The organism is Pseudomonas sp. CH61, assembly GCF_059429415.1.
On record NZ_CM182098.1, the window covers coordinates 4,782,990 to 4,798,647 of the forward strand.

At 59.7% G+C, this 15,658-nt stretch carries 15 protein-coding genes; 4 read left to right on the forward strand and 11 right to left on the reverse strand.

Annotated features, from left to right (window positions below):
* Window positions 1-62: 62 nt before the first annotated feature.
* From AC5SEM_RS21405 to AC5SEM_RS21415, 3 genes are read left to right on the forward strand one after another with little or no spacing between them, the layout of a single operon-like run.
* On the forward strand, window positions 63-305 hold the full coding sequence (locus AC5SEM_RS21405; RefSeq protein WP_077574590.1) for a PP0621 family protein: 243 nt from the start codon (window positions 63-65) through the stop codon (window positions 303-305).
* Entirely contained in the window at window positions 295-1,884 is a 1,590-nt protein-coding gene (locus AC5SEM_RS21410) for a sensor histidine kinase (protein ID WP_495473494.1), read from the forward strand. Before AC5SEM_RS21405 ends, AC5SEM_RS21410 begins: the two co-directional genes overlap by 11 nt.
* Entirely contained in the window at window positions 1,881-3,227 is a 1,347-nt protein-coding gene (locus tag AC5SEM_RS21415) for a sigma-54-dependent transcriptional regulator (RefSeq protein WP_495471218.1), read from the forward strand. Before AC5SEM_RS21410 ends, AC5SEM_RS21415 begins: the two co-directional genes overlap by 4 nt.
* 115 nt (window positions 3,228-3,342) lie before the next feature.
* On the opposite strand, the gene thiO is transcribed toward AC5SEM_RS21415, so the two are convergent.
* Genes thiO through AC5SEM_RS21450 form a run of 7 tightly spaced genes read right to left on the reverse strand, consistent with a single transcriptional unit; the run spans window position 3,343 to window position 10,114 of the window.
* The gene (gene thiO, locus AC5SEM_RS21420) at window positions 3,343-4,443 is read right to left on the reverse strand and encodes a glycine oxidase ThiO (protein WP_116029797.1); all 1,101 of its coding nucleotides are present in this window, start codon (window positions 4,441-4,443) and stop codon (window positions 3,343-3,345) included.
* A gap of 57 nt (window positions 4,444-4,500) precedes the next feature.
* The gene (locus AC5SEM_RS21425) at window positions 4,501-4,902 is read right to left on the reverse strand and encodes a type IV pilin protein (RefSeq protein ID WP_495471219.1); all 402 of its coding nucleotides are present in this window, start codon (window positions 4,900-4,902) and stop codon (window positions 4,501-4,503) included.
* Window positions 4,903-4,917: 15 nt separating this feature from the next.
* Window positions 4,918-8,007, reverse strand: coding sequence for a pilus assembly protein (locus tag AC5SEM_RS21430; RefSeq protein ID WP_495471220.1), 3,090 nt, complete (start codon window positions 8,005-8,007; stop codon window positions 4,918-4,920).
* The gene (locus tag AC5SEM_RS21435; protein WP_077574595.1) at window positions 7,994-8,473 is read right to left on the reverse strand and encodes a pilus assembly PilX family protein; all 480 of its coding nucleotides are present in this window, start codon (window positions 8,471-8,473) and stop codon (window positions 7,994-7,996) included. Before AC5SEM_RS21435 ends, AC5SEM_RS21430 begins: the two co-directional genes overlap by 14 nt.
* Window positions 8,474-8,484: 11 nt before the next feature.
* A complete protein-coding gene (locus AC5SEM_RS21440) occupies window positions 8,485-9,198 on the reverse strand; it encodes a PilW family protein (protein WP_077574596.1) in 714 nt (237 codons plus the stop codon).
* The gene (gene pilV, locus AC5SEM_RS21445; RefSeq protein WP_495471221.1) at window positions 9,195-9,644 is read right to left on the reverse strand and encodes a type IV pilus modification protein PilV; all 450 of its coding nucleotides are present in this window, start codon (window positions 9,642-9,644) and stop codon (window positions 9,195-9,197) included. The genes AC5SEM_RS21440 and pilV overlap by 4 nt, the downstream gene beginning before the upstream one ends.
* Window positions 9,641-10,114, reverse strand: a complete 474-nt coding sequence (locus tag AC5SEM_RS21450; protein ID WP_077574598.1) for a GspH/FimT family pseudopilin — start codon at window positions 10,112-10,114, stop codon at window positions 9,641-9,643. The genes pilV and AC5SEM_RS21450 overlap by 4 nt, the downstream gene beginning before the upstream one ends.
* A 130-nt stretch (window positions 10,115-10,244) precedes the next feature.
* On the opposite strand from AC5SEM_RS21450, the gene AC5SEM_RS21455 reads away from it, so the two are divergent.
* A complete protein-coding gene (locus AC5SEM_RS21455) occupies window positions 10,245-10,799 on the forward strand; it encodes a GspH/FimT family pseudopilin (RefSeq protein WP_495471222.1) in 555 nt (184 codons plus the stop codon).
* Here AC5SEM_RS21455 and ispH read toward each other — a convergent pair.
* From ispH to ileS, 4 genes are all read right to left on the reverse strand, one after another.
* A complete protein-coding gene (gene ispH / locus AC5SEM_RS21460; RefSeq protein ID WP_007909838.1) occupies window positions 10,771-11,715 on the reverse strand; it encodes a 4-hydroxy-3-methylbut-2-enyl diphosphate reductase in 945 nt (314 codons plus the stop codon). The genes AC5SEM_RS21455 and ispH overlap by 29 nt on opposite strands.
* 160 nt (window positions 11,716-11,875) lie before the next feature.
* Window positions 11,876-12,313: an FKBP-type peptidyl-prolyl cis-trans isomerase gene (gene fkpB, locus AC5SEM_RS21465; protein WP_172828167.1), complete on the reverse strand. Its 438-nt coding sequence runs from the start codon at window positions 12,311-12,313 to the stop codon at window positions 11,876-11,878.
* 7 nt (window positions 12,314-12,320) lie between these two features.
* The gene (lspA, locus tag AC5SEM_RS21470) at window positions 12,321-12,833 is read right to left on the reverse strand and encodes a signal peptidase II (protein ID WP_007963824.1); all 513 of its coding nucleotides are present in this window, start codon (window positions 12,831-12,833) and stop codon (window positions 12,321-12,323) included.
* Complete coding sequence (gene ileS / locus AC5SEM_RS21475; protein ID WP_116029802.1) at window positions 12,826-15,657, reverse strand: isoleucine--tRNA ligase; 2,832 nt, start codon at window positions 15,655-15,657, stop codon at window positions 12,826-12,828. Before ileS ends, lspA begins: the two co-directional genes overlap by 8 nt.
* Window position 15,658 lies beyond the last annotated feature (1 nt).

Genomic DNA, 15,658 nt, shown 5'->3' on the forward strand with positions numbered 1-15,658 from the left:
GGCTGTGCGCTTGTCGGGAGCTTGGCTAAACTGGCGGATCATCAGTCGGAAAGCCGCTCATCATGCTTCGTTTATTGTTCTGGATCGTCGTGATTTTCGCCGCGATATGGTTGTGGCGTAAATTCAAGGCGCCCGCCGCGTCCAATCAATCCCATCGCGCCCCGCGCGAGCAGGACGCGCCACCGATGGTGCGCTGCGCCCATTGCGGCGTGCATCTGCCGCGCGACCGCGCGCTAAGCGTGCAACAACAGTGGTATTGCAGCCAGGCTCACCTTGAGCAAGGCCCGGGTACCAGTGATCGCTGAGGCCACCAGCGCCGACAGCAAACAGGCGCAGCGCCTGCTGCGCCTTTATCATCTCTACCGTTTAAGTGTCGGCATCACTCTGGTGCTGCTGATCTCCAGCAACATGGACAACCGCCTGCTGACGTCGGCCAACGATGAATTGCTGCGCGGCGGCAGTTGGCTGTACCTGATTCTCAACATTCTGTTGGTGGTATTCCTCGAGAACACCCGACGGCCGGCGCAACTGTTCAGTCTGGCCCTCGTTGATGTCCTGCTTTTATGCGTTCTGTTCTTTGCGGCGGGCGGCGTCGGCAGTGCGCTGGGCAATCTGCTGATTGTCTCGGTGGCGATCAGCAACACTTTGCTACGGCGACGCATCGGCCTGTTGATCGCCGCCATCGGTGCGCTGGGCATCGTCGGTTCGAGTTTCCTGCTGGGTTTCAACCACCCCCTCAGCGCCAATGAATACCTGCAAGCCGGCACTCTCGGCGCCCTGTGTTTTGCCGCATCGTTGCTGGTGCAGGGGTTGATTCGGCGCCTCGAAGTCAGCGAAACACTGGCCGAGCAACGCGCCAGCGAAGTGGTCAGCCTCGAAGCCCTCAATGCGCTGATCCTGCAACGCATGCGTACCGGCATTCTGGTGCTCGACGAGGAGCGTCGGGTGCAACTGGCCAACCACAGCGCGCAAACCCTGCTCGCGCAATCGCATCTTCAGGGACATCCGATCGATAACTATTCGCCGGCGCTGGTTGATCGCCTGCAACTGTGGATGAACAACCCGACCCTGCGCCCGCAGAGCCTGAAAGTCCCCGGTAATGGCCTGGAACTGCAACCGAGCTTCATCGCCCTCGAACAAAGCCCCAACCAGCAAACCCTGGTATTTCTCGAAGACCTGGCGCAGATCGCGCAACAAGCCCAGCAATTGAAACTTGCCGCACTTGGGCGCTTGACCGCCGGTATCTCCCACGAGATCCGCAATCCGCTGGGTGCCATCAGTCACGCCGCGCAGCTATTGGCTGAATCCGAGGAACTCGACAGCGCCGATCGGCGTCTGACGCAGATTATTCAAGACCACTCCCAGCGCATGAACCGAGTCATCGAAAACGTCCTGCAACTGTCCCGCCGCCAGCAGAGCGCGCCACAACGGCTGGATCTCAAGCCGTGGCTGGAAAACTTCGTCGCCGAAAGCCGCGAACAAGCCAGCGAGCGCCAGCAGATTCATCTGCGAATCAATTCGGGGGATTTCACCACGCTGATGGACCCCAACCAGCTCACGCAAATTCTCGATAATCTGTTACGCAACGGCTGGCGCCACAGCGCCCTGCTGCATGATCAAGCCGAAGTCTGGCTGGCCCTGTTCAGCGATCCCGACAGCCAATTGGCGGTGCTCGAAGTGCAGGACAACGGCCCCGGCGTACCAGCCGATGAACAGACACATCTATTCGAACCGTTCTTCACCACCAGCAGCCAAGGCACCGGCCTTGGGCTTTATCTGTCCCGTGAGCTGTGCGAAAGCAACCAAGCGCGCCTAGACTTTCAATCACGCCAAGGCGGCGGCTGCTTTCGCATCACCTTTGCTCACGGACGGAAACAAAGTTGAACACGAGCCCACGGCAAAAAATCCTCATCGTCGACGACGAACCGGATATCCGCGAACTCCTGGAAATCACCCTGGGACGGATGAAACTCGACACCTACAGCGCGCGCAATCTGGCTGAAGCCCAGGCGCTGTTGAACCGCGAGAACTTCGACCTGTGCCTGACCGACATGCGGTTGCCCGACGGCACGGGGCTGGAGCTGGTGCAGCATATTCAACACCGTTATCCACAACTGCCGGTGGCGATGATCACCGCCTATGGCAGTCTGGAAACCGCGATCAACGCCTTGAAAGCCGGGGCTTTCGACTTCCTGACCAAACCGGTCGACCTCACCCGCTTGCGCGAACTGGTCGGCACCGCCCTGCGCATGCCGGCGGCAGGCGGCAGCTTTACATCGATTGATCGACGCTTGCTGGGCGACTCGCCGCCGATGCGCAGTCTGCGCAAGCAAATCGACAAACTCGCCCGCAGCCAGGCACCGGTCTACATCAGCGGCGAATCGGGCAGCGGCAAGGAACTGGTCGCACGGCTGATTCATGAACAAGGTCCACGCGCCAGCCAACCCTTTGTGCCGGTCAACTGCGGAGCGATCCCGTCGGAGCTGATGGAAAGCGAGTTTTTCGGTCATCGCAAAGGCAGTTTCACTGGCGCGCTCGCAGACAAGCCCGGGCTGTTTCAGGCGGCCAATGGCGGCACGCTGTTTCTCGATGAAGTGGCGGACTTGCCGTTGTCGATGCAAGTCAAACTGCTGCGGGCGATTCAGGAAAAAGCCGTACGCAGTGTCGGTGGCCAGCAAGAGAACGTGGTGGATGTGCGGATTCTCTGCGCCACGCACAAGGATCTTGATGCAGAGGTCGCGACCGAACGCTTTCGTCAGGACCTTTATTACCGCTTGAACGTGATTGAACTGCGCGTGCCGTCACTGCGCGAAAGGCGTGATGACATTGAAGTGCTGGCGGCCAATATGCTCAAGCGTCTGGCCAAGGACACCGGCCAACCGCCAGCACGACTACATCCGCAGGCGCTGGAAGCATTGAAGAACTACCGGTTTCCGGGAAATGTTCGGGAGTTGGAGAACGTTCTCGAACGGGCGCACACCTTGTGTGAAAACCGTACGATTGAGGCCGAAGACTTGCGCCTGAGTGACGGCAATTGCGCGGCGGAGGGCGGGATTGCCGATCTGACGCAGATCGATAATCTGGAGGATTATCTGGAGAACGTTGAGCGGAAGCTGATCTTGCAGGCGCTGGAGGAGACACGCTGGAATCGCACGGCGGCGGCGCAGCGGTTGAGCCTTTCGTTCAGGTCGATGCGGTACAGGCTGAAAAAATTAGGCCTGGATTGAGGGCCCCTTCGCGAGCAGGCTCGCTCCCACATTGGATTGTGTGACCGACAAAGATCAACTGTGGGAGCGAGCCTGCTCGCGAAAGCGATCTACCAAGCTACAGAGAAATACCTGACTAAATACGGCCTTCCGGCGCATACGGCGCCGGATCAATAATCGGCGCCCTTCCCAGCATCACATCGGCAAACAACTGACACGACGCCGGCGCCAGCACCAGCCCATTACGGTAATGCCCGCAGTTCAGCCACAACCCGTCAAACCCCGGCACCCGGCCAATGTACGGAATGCCCTCCGGCGAACCTGGACGCAACCCGGCCCAATGTCCCACCACTTCGGCATCGGCCAACGCCGGTAGCAATTCAACCGCCGAAGCCTTGAGACTTTCCAGCGCCACATCGGTCGGCGTCTTGTCGTAACCCTCGTGCTCCAGTGTACTGCCTATCAGGATATGCCCGTCGCGACGCGGGATCGCATAACGCCCCTTGGCCAGCACCATGCTCGGCAGGAAATCCGCCGCACACTTGTAGAGAATCATCTGGCCTTTGACTGGCTCGACCGGCAGTGTCAGATCCAGCGTCTTGAGCAGATCGCCGCTCCACGCCCCCGCAGTCAATACGACCTGATCGCCCTTGATCACACCCTTCGACGTCTCGACGCCAACAACCTGCTCACCCTCGCGGACAAACCCGCTGACTGCGCATTGTTCGTGAATGGTTACGTTCGGCAATGCCAGCAGTGCCGCTTTCAGTGATTTCACCAGACGCGGATTGCGTACGTTGGCGACATCCGCCATGTAGATCGCCCGCGAGAAGCCGCCACCGAGCACCGGTACCGCATCATGCGCCGCCGAGATATCCACAGCCCGCAACGGGCGATTTTCCCGCTTGGCCCAGGCCAGCGCTTCGGCTTCATCGTCCAGGTCCAGCCAGTACAGGCCCGTGGTGTGCACTTCAGGATCAACGCCAGTGTCGGCAAACAGACGCGCGCCGAGCTGTGGATAAAAATCCTGCGACCAGTGCGCCAGTGCGGTGACTGCCGGGCTATAGCGCCACGGATACAGCGGCGAAACGATACCGCCGCCCGCCCAGGACGATTCCTGGCCGAGGTTCGAGCGATCGAGCAGCACCACGCTGCGTACTTCGGAGGCGAGGTTGTAGGCGGTCAGCAGGCCAATCACCCCGCCACCGACAATCACCACTTGCTGTTGCCTGGTCATGTTTGTTCCAACCGTAAAAAAGACAGTGGGCGCAAAAGGCACCCGAAAGAAAGCGCCTCAGCGGCCCCAGCAATCCTTGGTGGTCAGCCCGGTGGTCGCGTTGTTCATGCTGCGGACACCAGTGTTGGTCAGGGTAAAATCCCCGCACTTGTCGGTGGCCATTGACGTACCCGTTTTGCGGGTAGCGGTCAGCAGGAAAGTCTGGTCAGCGATGGTCGGGGTGATGGTGTAGAAATCATTGCCCGTGCTCAGACCGGTGATGCCGGTATAGACATTGTTCTTGGTGTAGAAGCGTTCGAGGCTCTGTGCCTGCTCGGAGAGCAGCGACACCACTTCAGCGCGGCGGCCCTTTTTCAGGTACTCGGTATAGCTCGGTGCGGCGATGGTGATGACGATCCCGATGATCGCAATCACGATCATGATTTCGATCAGGGTAAAGCCTCGGTTGAATCTGCGCATGCCTCAAACTCTCACTTACTGTATTTGTCGCCACATGATACGACGGCTGCCGCCACCGCCCTTTTCCACCAAGGTAGTGATGTTACCGCTGGAATCGTTAAAAATTTTGCGTGTTGCGCCGTTGACGATGGCGTTCAAGGTCGGAATGCCACCGGTAAATATCACACCACTGGAAATCGTGTCGCTGCTGTCAACCACTCCATCCCCGTTGGTATCGAACACCGCATAGTTGAGCATCTTACCGCTGAACGCATCGAGCTCGGCCACTTTGCCGGTTCCGAAACTGGAACAGGGATCGGTGGTATCGACGCTGGCGGTGGTGAAGACGATTCGCCCAAGCACCAGACTGGCCTGATTGATCACGCGCTCACCGATCAGCGCGTTGTTATACACCAAGGGCAAGTACCAGCCCTTCTCTCCCGGATAGGTCGTGTCGTTCTGCGTCGTTGTCACAAACTGCCCGGTACTGCCGGAGAACACGCCAGTCACCGCCTGCGCCTGCAAACTGCCAACAGTGATGTTCCCTGAGCTGCCATCGGCATCCCACACCGAATAGAACGCCTGCAAATCCTTGTTGGTCTTGTCAGCCGTCTCGTTGAATTTACCGGTACCGACGAAAATCTGTTTGCCGCCAAGCGAGTTGTCCGCCAGCAGCGGTTGCGCGGTGATCGGTTGAGTCGCCCCACCCGCCGTCGTGAACAGCGGCTTGCCGGAAAATGCCACGCCCCAGCTATCCGTCGATGTCGCGCTCAGATCGAATTTCCACAGGCGCCCTTTCAAGTCGCCGCCATAAGCGGCCTGCACCACGTTCGAAGAATTGACCTTGAGTTTTACCGACGACAAGCCATTGGTGGTTTCGGTGCTGTCGATGACGATTTTCTTGATCAGCGAACCATCACGTACGTCCAGCACATACAACGCCGCCACGCCGGAGTTGCTGCCGTAACCGTTGGCAATGAAAGCCGCCCAGCGACCATCGGCCAAGCGTGCCACTTCCGGGCGTGCGTAGGCATAACCCAGATCATTGAAAGCGTTGGCGGTGCTTGCAGTCGCCGGCGCACTGACCTCCCACAACGCACGCAAAACGTTACCCGCCGAAGCGTCGAACAGTTGCAGCGCGTAGAACGTCTTGCCTCCGGCACCGGTTCCGCCTATGGCCAGGGTTTTCCATGCGCTATTGAGCTGGGCGTCATACACGCCGACCTGGCCGTCGACCATAAACTTGTGGCTGACACCGTTGATGTAGTTCGGATCGGCAATCAGCCGCAGCGACGGCAATACGCTGGACGGCATGTAGGCGTAGCGTCGAGTGCCGTTGGCCGAGTTGATGACGTTGACGAAACCGTCGTTGGCGTTCACCACCAGACTGGCACTCATGTTTGCCGCTTTGGTGGTCAGGTAAGCGGTGTACGTGGTGTCGCCCGACAGATCGGAGGCTGTCTTGTCCGTCGGTGAGGCCAGCACCAACGGCGAGTTGATGATGTCGCCGAGCAGCACGCTACGCACTTTGAGCCCGGTCTTGTTGGTGCCTTTGCTCCACTCCAGCAGATCACTGCCGGAGATGCCGGTGGGCAGGCCTTGGCTGAGTGTCGTCTGCTGGGGCGCGGAGAAATTACCGTAGGCCAGCGCAACGGCGGTGTTGCTTGTAGTGTTCCACGACTGATAGGTCGGTGCGGTCGCACTCGGTACGATAGTGGTGTCAGTGGTCCAGAGCACCGCAGAGGTATTCACCGCTCCGGATGCATTGAAGCCGAAGGACTTGATCGTGCCGCGCCAATCCTTGGGGTCGTAACTGGTCTGAAAGTAACTGGTGCCGCTCGCCAGTGTGGTGCCGCTGGTGACACCACTACCGCCGGAACCGGCCTTGGAAGTGATATCACTTAGGGCCGACGACAACGCGGCGTTGAGCCCGGTGCTGTCAGTCGCCTGGTAATACCGGCCCTGTCCGTAACTGGCCGCGTCCGACAGCATGTCATTGTCGGCGGTGAAGCCCACGGTATAGGTGTTCATATTCTGCTTGGGAAAATCCACCGCGTTCCAACTCTTGCCCGCCGCGTCGGTACCGGTCGAGCGCATGTCGATATCGAAGGCGAACTTGGCGATGTCATCCAGATACAACGTATCCCCTTCTTTGTCGCCGAAGAGGTTGTTACCGTCATTGCTGACACCGTCCCAGTTCGGTAACCGGCTGCCGCCCAATGGGTCGTTGCTCGGAAAGGTTCGGTCGAAGGTCGGCAAGCCATCGGTTATCACCACGCCATAATTTTTCTGGCAGCGGTACTGGATCGGACTGGTGTAGGTCGCGGGCGTGCTGTTGTAGTACGGCGCCATGCCGCGCATGTAGCGGGTGATTTCATAGTAGGTTTCTGCCAACGGCGTGTTGGCCACGGCACTCAAACCATTGATCGATGAGATCAGCGCGTTGTAGTTGGTGTCTGCCTGCGCCTGCGTGACGCTTCCGGACACCGGCGCCAAGTCGCTGATCGAGCGGGCGATATAACCGCCATTACCAGAGTCGTTGTTGGTGACCGGGTTGAAAGTCGACAGGCCAATACGCAAAGTGCGATTGCTGGTGACCAGCGCCGTCGACACGTTACGCGCGACGTTGATTCGGTAGTCGTTGGGAATCGCCCCTGTGGTGAAATCGCGCGTGCCATTGTTGATGGCCAGACTGACGACGTAGGAAATGTAATCGCCTGTATATCGCGTGTTGCCGCCACCCACAGGGTCCGGCAGTTTCAGACACAGTGGCGCGACACTGTTGTTGTAAAACGCGTACGCGCCTCCCGAACACCCGGAGGTCGGAAGGCTTGATAAAAACACAGGATCGCCAGTGATCGTTGGCGCGTTCAGAGGGGTGCATAACCCGAGAAACGCGTTGCACTGCCGCGCCGGCGTGCGATCAGCCGTCGGGTCGAATCCAGCCGCATAAATGATGCTGTTCATACTCCCCGAATCGTCGATCAGCAGCATGACGTTGGGTGGTACCGCCGCCGCACTCAACAGCGGTGAATCGGAAGGCGTAAATGCGTAGGCCGGCGACGCCAGATACAAGGTCAACAACAGGCCGAGCAACAGCGATCCACACCGCTCAATACTTCGCATAGACACTCTCCACCACACTGCGCGAAGTGCCGGCGATTCCAACGGCGGTGACCCTGTACAACGTCGCCGAAGTGTTACTCGGCACGTTCACTGCCGTGAGCGTGGTGCCGATATTCTGCACACCATAGAAACCATTACCGGAAGCGATCCACGTCACACCCGAAGTTGAATTCAGCCCCGCCGCACTGACCACCGATGATTCCGCCGGCGGTGCGCATTGCGTCGTGCCGCTGCACACCGCCAAGGTGTAGGTATCAAGCTGAACCGCACTCTCCCCCACCCGCAACGCCGCCTCGGCCGTTTGAAACGACTGATTACGCAAACTCACGCTGCCGGCCATTTTTTCCTGCAGGTTGGCGCTTTGCATCGACGACAGACCAATCAACGTCAGCAACAACAGAAACACCAGACTGACCAGCAACGCCATGCCGCGTTGCGTTTGCCGGTCATGAAGAGAAATCCGCATCGCCACGGTCCTCACTGCAAGCGGTTGCGCAAAGCGGCAACCACGTTGAAGGTTTGCGTGGCGACCCGGCTGTTGGGGTCGGTGAGGGTCAGGCTCAGGCGCACACTGCGAATGCGCGCCGGGTCGCTGGGGTTGGCGCTGTAGGTCGAGGCCGCCACATCTGTCGCCGAACTGGCCAGACCAAACGTCACGTTAAAGGCACTGACGTTGTTCACCAACACCTGCTGGGTCGGCGTGCCGCTGCCGGTGCCCATGAGAATCTGGTTGTTGCTGAAGCTGTAGATCAGACGCCGGATCGGGAAGGCGATCTGCCCGCTCGCCGCCGCTCGCAACCCGGTATACGCCGTGGCGCTGTTGCGGCAATCGGAAACCACTGTCCAGGTCGGCGTGCCGCCACCGCTGCCGATATCGGCGGTGACCAGTGTCAGTTTCAGGTTGGCGTTGTCCCAGTTGATCGGCGCTATCTGCGACGCATTGAAATCCCCCGCCGAACTGGAGTCCGTAATGGTGCCGAGACATCCGAACATCCCGACCATGCGAATTTCCTGAATCATTTTGCTCAGCACAAAACGCGCGTCTTCCTGCATCGCCGCGGCGCTGTTCTGGCTGACGTAGGTGTTTTTCGCCGCGATGAAAATCTGCACAACCCCCAGCACGATGATCAAGCCCAGTGCGAGGGCAATCAGCAGCTCGATCAGGCCGAAACCACGCTGATGGCGCGTCATGGTGTCGCCACCGGGTCGACGGCAGTGCGGCTGGTCAGGACAAAACTGCGCTGAGCGCTGGCGGTGTTGGCTGCCCGCGCGTCACTCCAGTTGATGGTGATGGTGTAGACCCGCTGATTGAGGGTGATGCTGCCAGTCGCGGTCGGTCCACCGAAGTTGATGATGTTGGTGGTGAAGTCGTAGAGGTCCTGATCGCGAGCAACGCTCAGATTGCCCGAGGTCGGCGGTGTAACCGTGTAGTCGGCGCCGGAGTTGGCGCGGATGCGGTCCATCATGTCGTAGGCGATGAAACTGGCCTGGCTGGTCATCCGTGAACTGTCGGTGTACTTAAGCGCATTCAGTTGCACGGCCGCCGCCCCCAGCAGCCCGACCGTCAGAATCAGCAACGCGACCAGTACCTCGATCAGCGTCATGCCCTGCTGTGCGTGTTCACTCCCTGCCCTCATCCGCAAGTTCCACCCAATTGAATTCGTCCGTTCAAACACACGTTCAGCGTCCTGCTTTGCGTTCCCAACGTGTAACTGATGGTCACCGCCGTCGACGGCGCTGCCAGACCACCAAGATTGTTGAAATCCAGTGCAGTCACTCCTGAGGGTAGCGTCAGAGTCGCGCCGCTGCTCATCGCGGGAACAACCCGCAACACATTGGCCGGATTGCCAGTACTGTCGTAGACCGACAACTCACCGGTCCAGACGCTGCCACCAGCGGTCGGGCGCAGGCGCAGGGTAGTGCCACGGTCGATGGCCTCGAGCCTGGCGTAATTGATTGCCCGTTGCAGGTCGCCCATCTCGGTATCGGCCTTGCTGCCCTGTACCGAACGGGTGAACGCCGGCACCGCCAGAGTGATCAGAACCACGAAAATCGCGACCGCGACCAACAACTCGATCAGCGTGAAACCTTTTGTACGAAGATCCATCAATGCCCTCCGTTGCCGTCGGCTATACCTGCTTCTACACGCTAGAACATTCAACCGGCCCGCGTCGGTTGATTTACCCTGCCCGGCGCACGGAGCGCGCCGTTCATCACACTCCATGGAGGGAGTTTTCATGCCGCAACAGGGTTTCAGCCTGATCGAACTGCTTATGGGACTGGCGATTGGCGCAATTGTTCTGCTGTTGGTCAGTCCGGCGTTTGCCACGCTCAGAGAATCGAACCATCGGGATCAGGCAGCGCAATCCTTGCTCGATGGCCTGCGCAACGCTCGCACCCAGGCCATCACGCGCAATCAGAGCGTGGTGATTCATGGCATCAACGGCGACTGGAGTCAGGGCTGGCGGATCATTCTGGATATCAGCGGCAAGGGGTCGAAAGACAACAGCAATCCGCTGCTGCAAGAAAGTGTGAGCGACACACAGGTGCCAATTGTCGGCAATTGGTCAGTAAGTCGTTACGTACGCTTCAGCAGTCTGGGGCAACCGCTGATGCCCGGGCGGGCGTTTCAGGCAGGGACATTACATGTCTGCTCGGCTCGCGAGCCGGTCAGCCAGCGCCAGATAGTGCTGGCGGCGACCGGTCGCGTGCGCCTGAGCAGTCAAGAGACTGAGCAGGCGCTGTGTCAAAAAACCGAAAACGTCAGATCGAACGTACGCGCAGCTCTTTAGGCATCGAGAACGTGATGTTCTCTTCACGCCCGGCCAGTTCATCGGCACCGGTGGCGCCCCAGGCCTGCAATTGCTGAATCACGCCACGCACCAGCACTTCCGGCGCGGAGGCACCGGCGGTAATGCCGATACGCTCAACGCCATCGAACCAGCTCTTTTGCAGGTCTTCGGCGCCGTCGATCAGGTAGGCCGGCGTGGCCATGCGCTCGGCGAGCTCACGCAGACGGTTGGAGTTGGAGCTGTTCGGGCTGCCGACTACCAGCACGACGTCACACTCGTCGGCCAATTGCTTGACCGCGTCCTGGCGGTTTTGCGTGGCGTAGCAGATGTCGTCCTTGCGCGGACCACCGATGGCCGGGAAGCGCGTGCGCAAGGCATCGATGACGCGACTGGTGTCGTCCATCGACAGCGTGGTCTGGGTAACGAAAGCCAGTTTGTCCGGGTTATGCACCTGCAATTCGGCGACGTCTTTCTCGTCTTCAACGAGGTAGATCGCACCGCCATTGCTGCCGTCGTACTGGCCCATGGTGCCTTCGACTTCCGGGTGACCGGCATGGCCGATCAGGATGCACTCACGACCGTCGCGGCTGTATTTCGCCACTTCGATGTGCACCTTGGTCACCAGCGGGCAGGTGGCATCGAACACCTTCAGGCCACGGCCGGCGGCTTCGGTGCGCACGGCTTGAGAGACGCCGTGGGCACTGAAGATCACGATGACGTCGTCCGGCACCTGATCCAGCTCTTCGACGAAGATCGCTCCGCGGCTGCGCAGGTCTTCAACGACGAACTTGTTGTGCACCACTTCATGGCGCACGTAGATCGGCGGCCCGAAGACTTCCAGGGCACGGTTGACGATTTCGATCGCCCGGTCCACGCCGGCGCAGAAGCCACGGGGGTTGGCGAGTTTGATTTGCATGCTGTGCCTCGTGTCTTGCGCGCAAGAAATAGCGAAAACGATTGAAAACATTGTGGGAGCGAGCCTGCTCGCGAAAGCGGTGTGTCAGACAACATCTATGTTGAATGTCAGTCAGCATTCGCGAGCAGGCTCGCTCCCACATTTGACTCCATAGAGTCAGTTAGATCGCTTTGACGTTGATGATCTCGACGTCAAAGGTCAGCGTCTTGCCTGCCAGCGGATGGTTGAAGTCGATGGTCACTTGCGTGTCGTCGAACTCTTTCACCACACCCGGCAGCTCAGTATTGGCCGCATCGTTGAAGATAACCAGCAAACCCGGCGACAACTCCATGTCGACGAACTGCGAACGCGGGATGATCTGCACGTTCTGCGGGTTCGGCTGGCCGAAAGCGTTTTCCGGCTCGACGGTCAGCGTACGCTTGTCGCCGGCCTTGAAACCGAACAGCGCCGCTTCAAAACCCGGCAGCAGATTGCCGTCGCCGACCTTGAAGGTCGCCGGGGCTTTATCGAACGTGCTGTCGACGGTGTCGCCGTTCTCCAGGCGCAATGCAAAGTGCAAAGTGACTTCCGTGTTCTGGCCGATGCGTTGCTCAGCCAATACCTGTTCAGTCATGAACGGCTTCTCCGGTCTTTTTACTTTTGAACATATCCAGTGCCAGCATCACCGCGCCAACGGTAATAGCGCTGTCGGCGAAGTTAAACGCCGGGAAGTACCAGCGGTTCTGCCAGTGCACCAGAATGAAATCGATCACATGGCCCAAGGCAATGCGGTCATACAGATTGCCCAGCGCGCCGCCCAGCACCAGCGCCAGAGCGACGGCCAGCCAGGTGTCATTGCGGCCCAGGCGCTTGAGCCAGACCACCAGCACCGCACTGACCACAATCGCGATCAGGGCGAACAGCCAGCGCTGCCAGCCGGAGCTGTCAGCCAAAAAGCTGAAGGCAGCGCCGGTGTTATAAGCCAGGGTCCAGCTGAAGTAATCGGGAATGATCACGATCTGCTGGAACATTTCGAGCTTGCCTTCGAAGTAGAACTTGCTGGCCTGGTCGATGACCAGCACCAGCAAACTCAACCACAGCCAGCTCAACCGTCCAAAACGGCCAACGGCATTAGGCATAGTGACGAACCTCGCCAGCGCCGCTGATGTTGTCGACGCAACGACCGCAGATTTCCGGATGCTCCGGGTTCACGCCAACGTCTTCACGGCAGTGCCAGCAACGGGCGCACTTCGGGAAGGCCGATTTGACGATCTTCAGCTTCAGGCCGCTGACTTCAGTCACTACCGCATCGGCTGGAGCCTGGACGAACGGCGCAACACTGGCAGTCGAGGTGATCAATACAAAGCGCAGTTCGTTGCTCAGCTTGGCCAGGTCGGCGCTCAGGGCGTCTTCGGCGTACAGCGTCACTTCGGCTTGCAGGTTGCCACCGACGGCTTTCGCTGCGCGCTGGATTTCCATTTCTTTGTTGACCGCTACTTTGACCGCCATGACGCGTTCCCAGTAGTCGCGGCCCAGTTCAACGTCGGCTGGAAGTTCGGTCAGACCTTCGTACCAGGTGTTGAGCATCACCGATTCGTTACGCTCGCCCGGCAGGTATTCCCACAGCTCATCGGCAGTGAAGGCGAGGATCGGCGCGATCCAGCGCACCAGCGCTTCGGAGATGTGGAACAGCGCGGTTTGCGCCGAACGGCGGGCCTTGCTGTTGGCGCCAGTGGTGTACTGACGGTCCTTGATGATGTCGAGGTAGAAACCGCCCAGCTCCTGCACGCAGAAGTTGTGGATCTTCGAGTAGACGTTCCAGAAACGGTATTCGCCGTAGTGCTCTTGCAGCTCGCGCTGCAGCAGCAGAGTGCGGTCGACCGCCCAACGATCCAGCGCGAGCATTTCTTCCGCCGGCAGGATATCGGTGGCCGGGTTGAAACCGCTCAGGTTCGAAAGCAGGAAGCGCGCGGTGTTACGGATACGACGATAGGCGTCCGCACTGCGTTGCAGGATCTGATCGGAAACCGCCATTTCACCGGAGTAGTCGGTCGATGCAACCCACAGACGCATGATGTCGGCGCCCAGGGTGTCGTTGACTTTCTGCGGCGCAATCACGTTGCCCAGCGACTTGGACATCTTGCGCCCGGCTTCGTCGACGGTGAAACCGTGGGTCAGCAGTTCGCGGTATGGCGCGTGGTTGTCGATGGCGCAACCGGTCAGCAGCGACGAGTGGAACCAGCCACGGTGCTGGTCGGAACCTTCCAGGTACAGATCGGCACGCGGGCCGCTCTCGTGACCCATCGGGTGCGAACCGCGCAGGACGTGCCAGTGCGTGGTGCCCGAATCGAACCAGACGTCGAGGGTGTCGCTGATCTTGTCGTACAGCGGCGCTTCGTCACCGAGCAGTTCGGCGGCGTCCATCTTGAACCAGGCTTCGATGCCTTCGACTTCAACGCGCTTGGCGACTTCTTCCATCAGCTCAACGGTGCGTGGGTGCAGCTCGCCGCTTTCCTTGTTGAGGAAGAACGGGATCGGCACGCCCCAGTTGCGCTGACGCGAGATGCACCAGTCCGGACGGTTGGCGATCATCGAGTGCAGACGCGCCTGGCCCCAGGCCGGGACGAACTTGGTGTCTTCGATGGCTTTGAGCGAGCGCACACGCAGGGTGTCGCCGCTGGTTGGCTCTTTGTCCATGCCAATGAACCACTGCGCGGTGGCGCGGTAGATCAGCGGGGTCTTGTGACGCCAGCAGTGCATGTAGCTGTGTTCGATGACGGTGGTGTGCAGCAGCGCACCGACTTCGGTCAGCTTGTCGACGATGGCCGGGTTGGCCTTCCAGATGAACTGGCCGCCGAAGAATTCCAGCGACGGCGCGTAAACGCCGTTGCTCTGCACCGGGTTGAGGATGTCGTCGTTGACCATGCCGTATTTCTTGCAGGTCACGAAGTCGTCCACGCCGTAGGCCGGAGCGGAGTGAACCACACCGGTGCCAGCGCCCAGTTCGACGTAGTCAGCCAGGTACACCGGCGACAGACGGTCGTAGAACGGGTGACGGAAGTTGATCAGCTCGAGTTCTTTACCAGTGGTGGTGGCGATGACCGAACCTTCCAGGCTGTAGCGCGCCAGGCAGGCTTCGACCAGCTCTTCAGCCAGCACCAGCAGCTTGTCGCCGACATCAACCAGCGCGTAGTTGAATTCCGGGTGGACGTTCAGCGCCTGGTTGGCCGGGATGGTCCACGGGGTGGTGGTCCAGATCACGATCGAGGCAGGTTTGCCCAGCGACGGCAGGCCGAATGCGGCAGCCAGTTGGGCTTCGTCAGCGATCGGGAAAGCAACGTCGATGGTCGAGGACTTTTTGGTCTCGTACTCGACTTCCGCTTCAGCCAGGGCCGAACCGCAGTCGAAGCACCAGTTCACAGGCTTCAAGCCCTTGAACACGAAACCGCCCTTGACGATTTCAGCGAGCGCGCGGATTTCACCGGCCTCGTTCTTGAAATCCATGGTCTTGTACGGGTTGGCCCAATCGCCCAGCACGCCGAGACGGATGAATTCGGACTTCTGGCCTTCGATCTGCTCGGTGGCGTAGGCACGGCACAGCTCGCGAGTCTTGTCCGCGCCCAGATTTTTGCCGTGGGTCACTTCAACCTTGTGCTCGATCGGCAGGCCGTGGCAGTCCCAACCCGGAACGTACGGCGCGTCGAAACCCGACAGGGTCTTCGAGCGGATGATCATGTCCTTGAGAATCTTGTTCAGTGCGTGACCGATGTGGATCGTGCCGTTGGCATACGGAGGGCCGTCATGCAGAACGAACTTCGGACGATCCTTGCCAATCTCGCGCAACTTTCCGTACAGGCCAATACTGTCCCAGCGCTGCAGGATCTGCGGTTCGCGCTGTGGCAGGCCGGCCTTCATTGGGAAGGCGGTGTCCGGAAGGTTAAGCGTGGCTTTATAGTCGGTCATT

Excerpts from the sequence above, each read along its gene's own strand:
- AC5SEM_RS21450 (WP_077574598.1), bottom strand. The coding sequence starts at position 10,114 with ATGGATCTTCGTACAAAAGGTTTCACGCTGATCGAGTTGTTGGTCGCG.
- ileS (WP_116029802.1), bottom strand. The coding sequence starts at position 15,657 with ATGACCGACTATAAAGCCACGCTTAACCTTCCGGACACCGCCTTCCCA.
- lspA (WP_007963824.1), bottom strand. The coding sequence starts at position 12,833 with ATGCCTAATGCCGTTGGCCGTTTTGGACGGTTGAGCTGGCTGTGGTTG.
- AC5SEM_RS21435 (WP_077574595.1), bottom strand. The coding sequence starts at position 8,473 with ATGCGGATTTCTCTTCATGACCGGCAAACGCAACGCGGCATGGCGTTG.
- AC5SEM_RS21405 (WP_077574590.1), top strand. The coding sequence starts at position 63 with ATGCTTCGTTTATTGTTCTGGATCGTCGTGATTTTCGCCGCGATATGG.
- ispH (WP_007909838.1), bottom strand. The coding sequence starts at position 11,715 with ATGCAAATCAAACTCGCCAACCCCCGTGGCTTCTGCGCCGGCGTGGAC.
- pilV (WP_495471221.1), bottom strand. The coding sequence starts at position 9,644 with ATGAGGGCAGGGAGTGAACACGCACAGCAGGGCATGACGCTGATCGAG.
- AC5SEM_RS21440 (WP_077574596.1), bottom strand. The coding sequence starts at position 9,198 with ATGACGCGCCATCAGCGTGGTTTCGGCCTGATCGAGCTGCTGATTGCC.
- AC5SEM_RS21455 (WP_495471222.1), top strand. The coding sequence starts at position 10,245 with ATGCCGCAACAGGGTTTCAGCCTGATCGAACTGCTTATGGGACTGGCG.
- thiO (WP_116029797.1), bottom strand. The coding sequence starts at position 4,443 with ATGACCAGGCAACAGCAAGTGGTGATTGTCGGTGGCGGGGTGATTGGC.
- AC5SEM_RS21430 (WP_495471220.1), bottom strand. The coding sequence starts at position 8,007 with ATGCGAAGTATTGAGCGGTGTGGATCGCTGTTGCTCGGCCTGTTGTTG.
- AC5SEM_RS21425 (WP_495471219.1), bottom strand. The coding sequence starts at position 4,902 with ATGCGCAGATTCAACCGAGGCTTTACCCTGATCGAAATCATGATCGTG.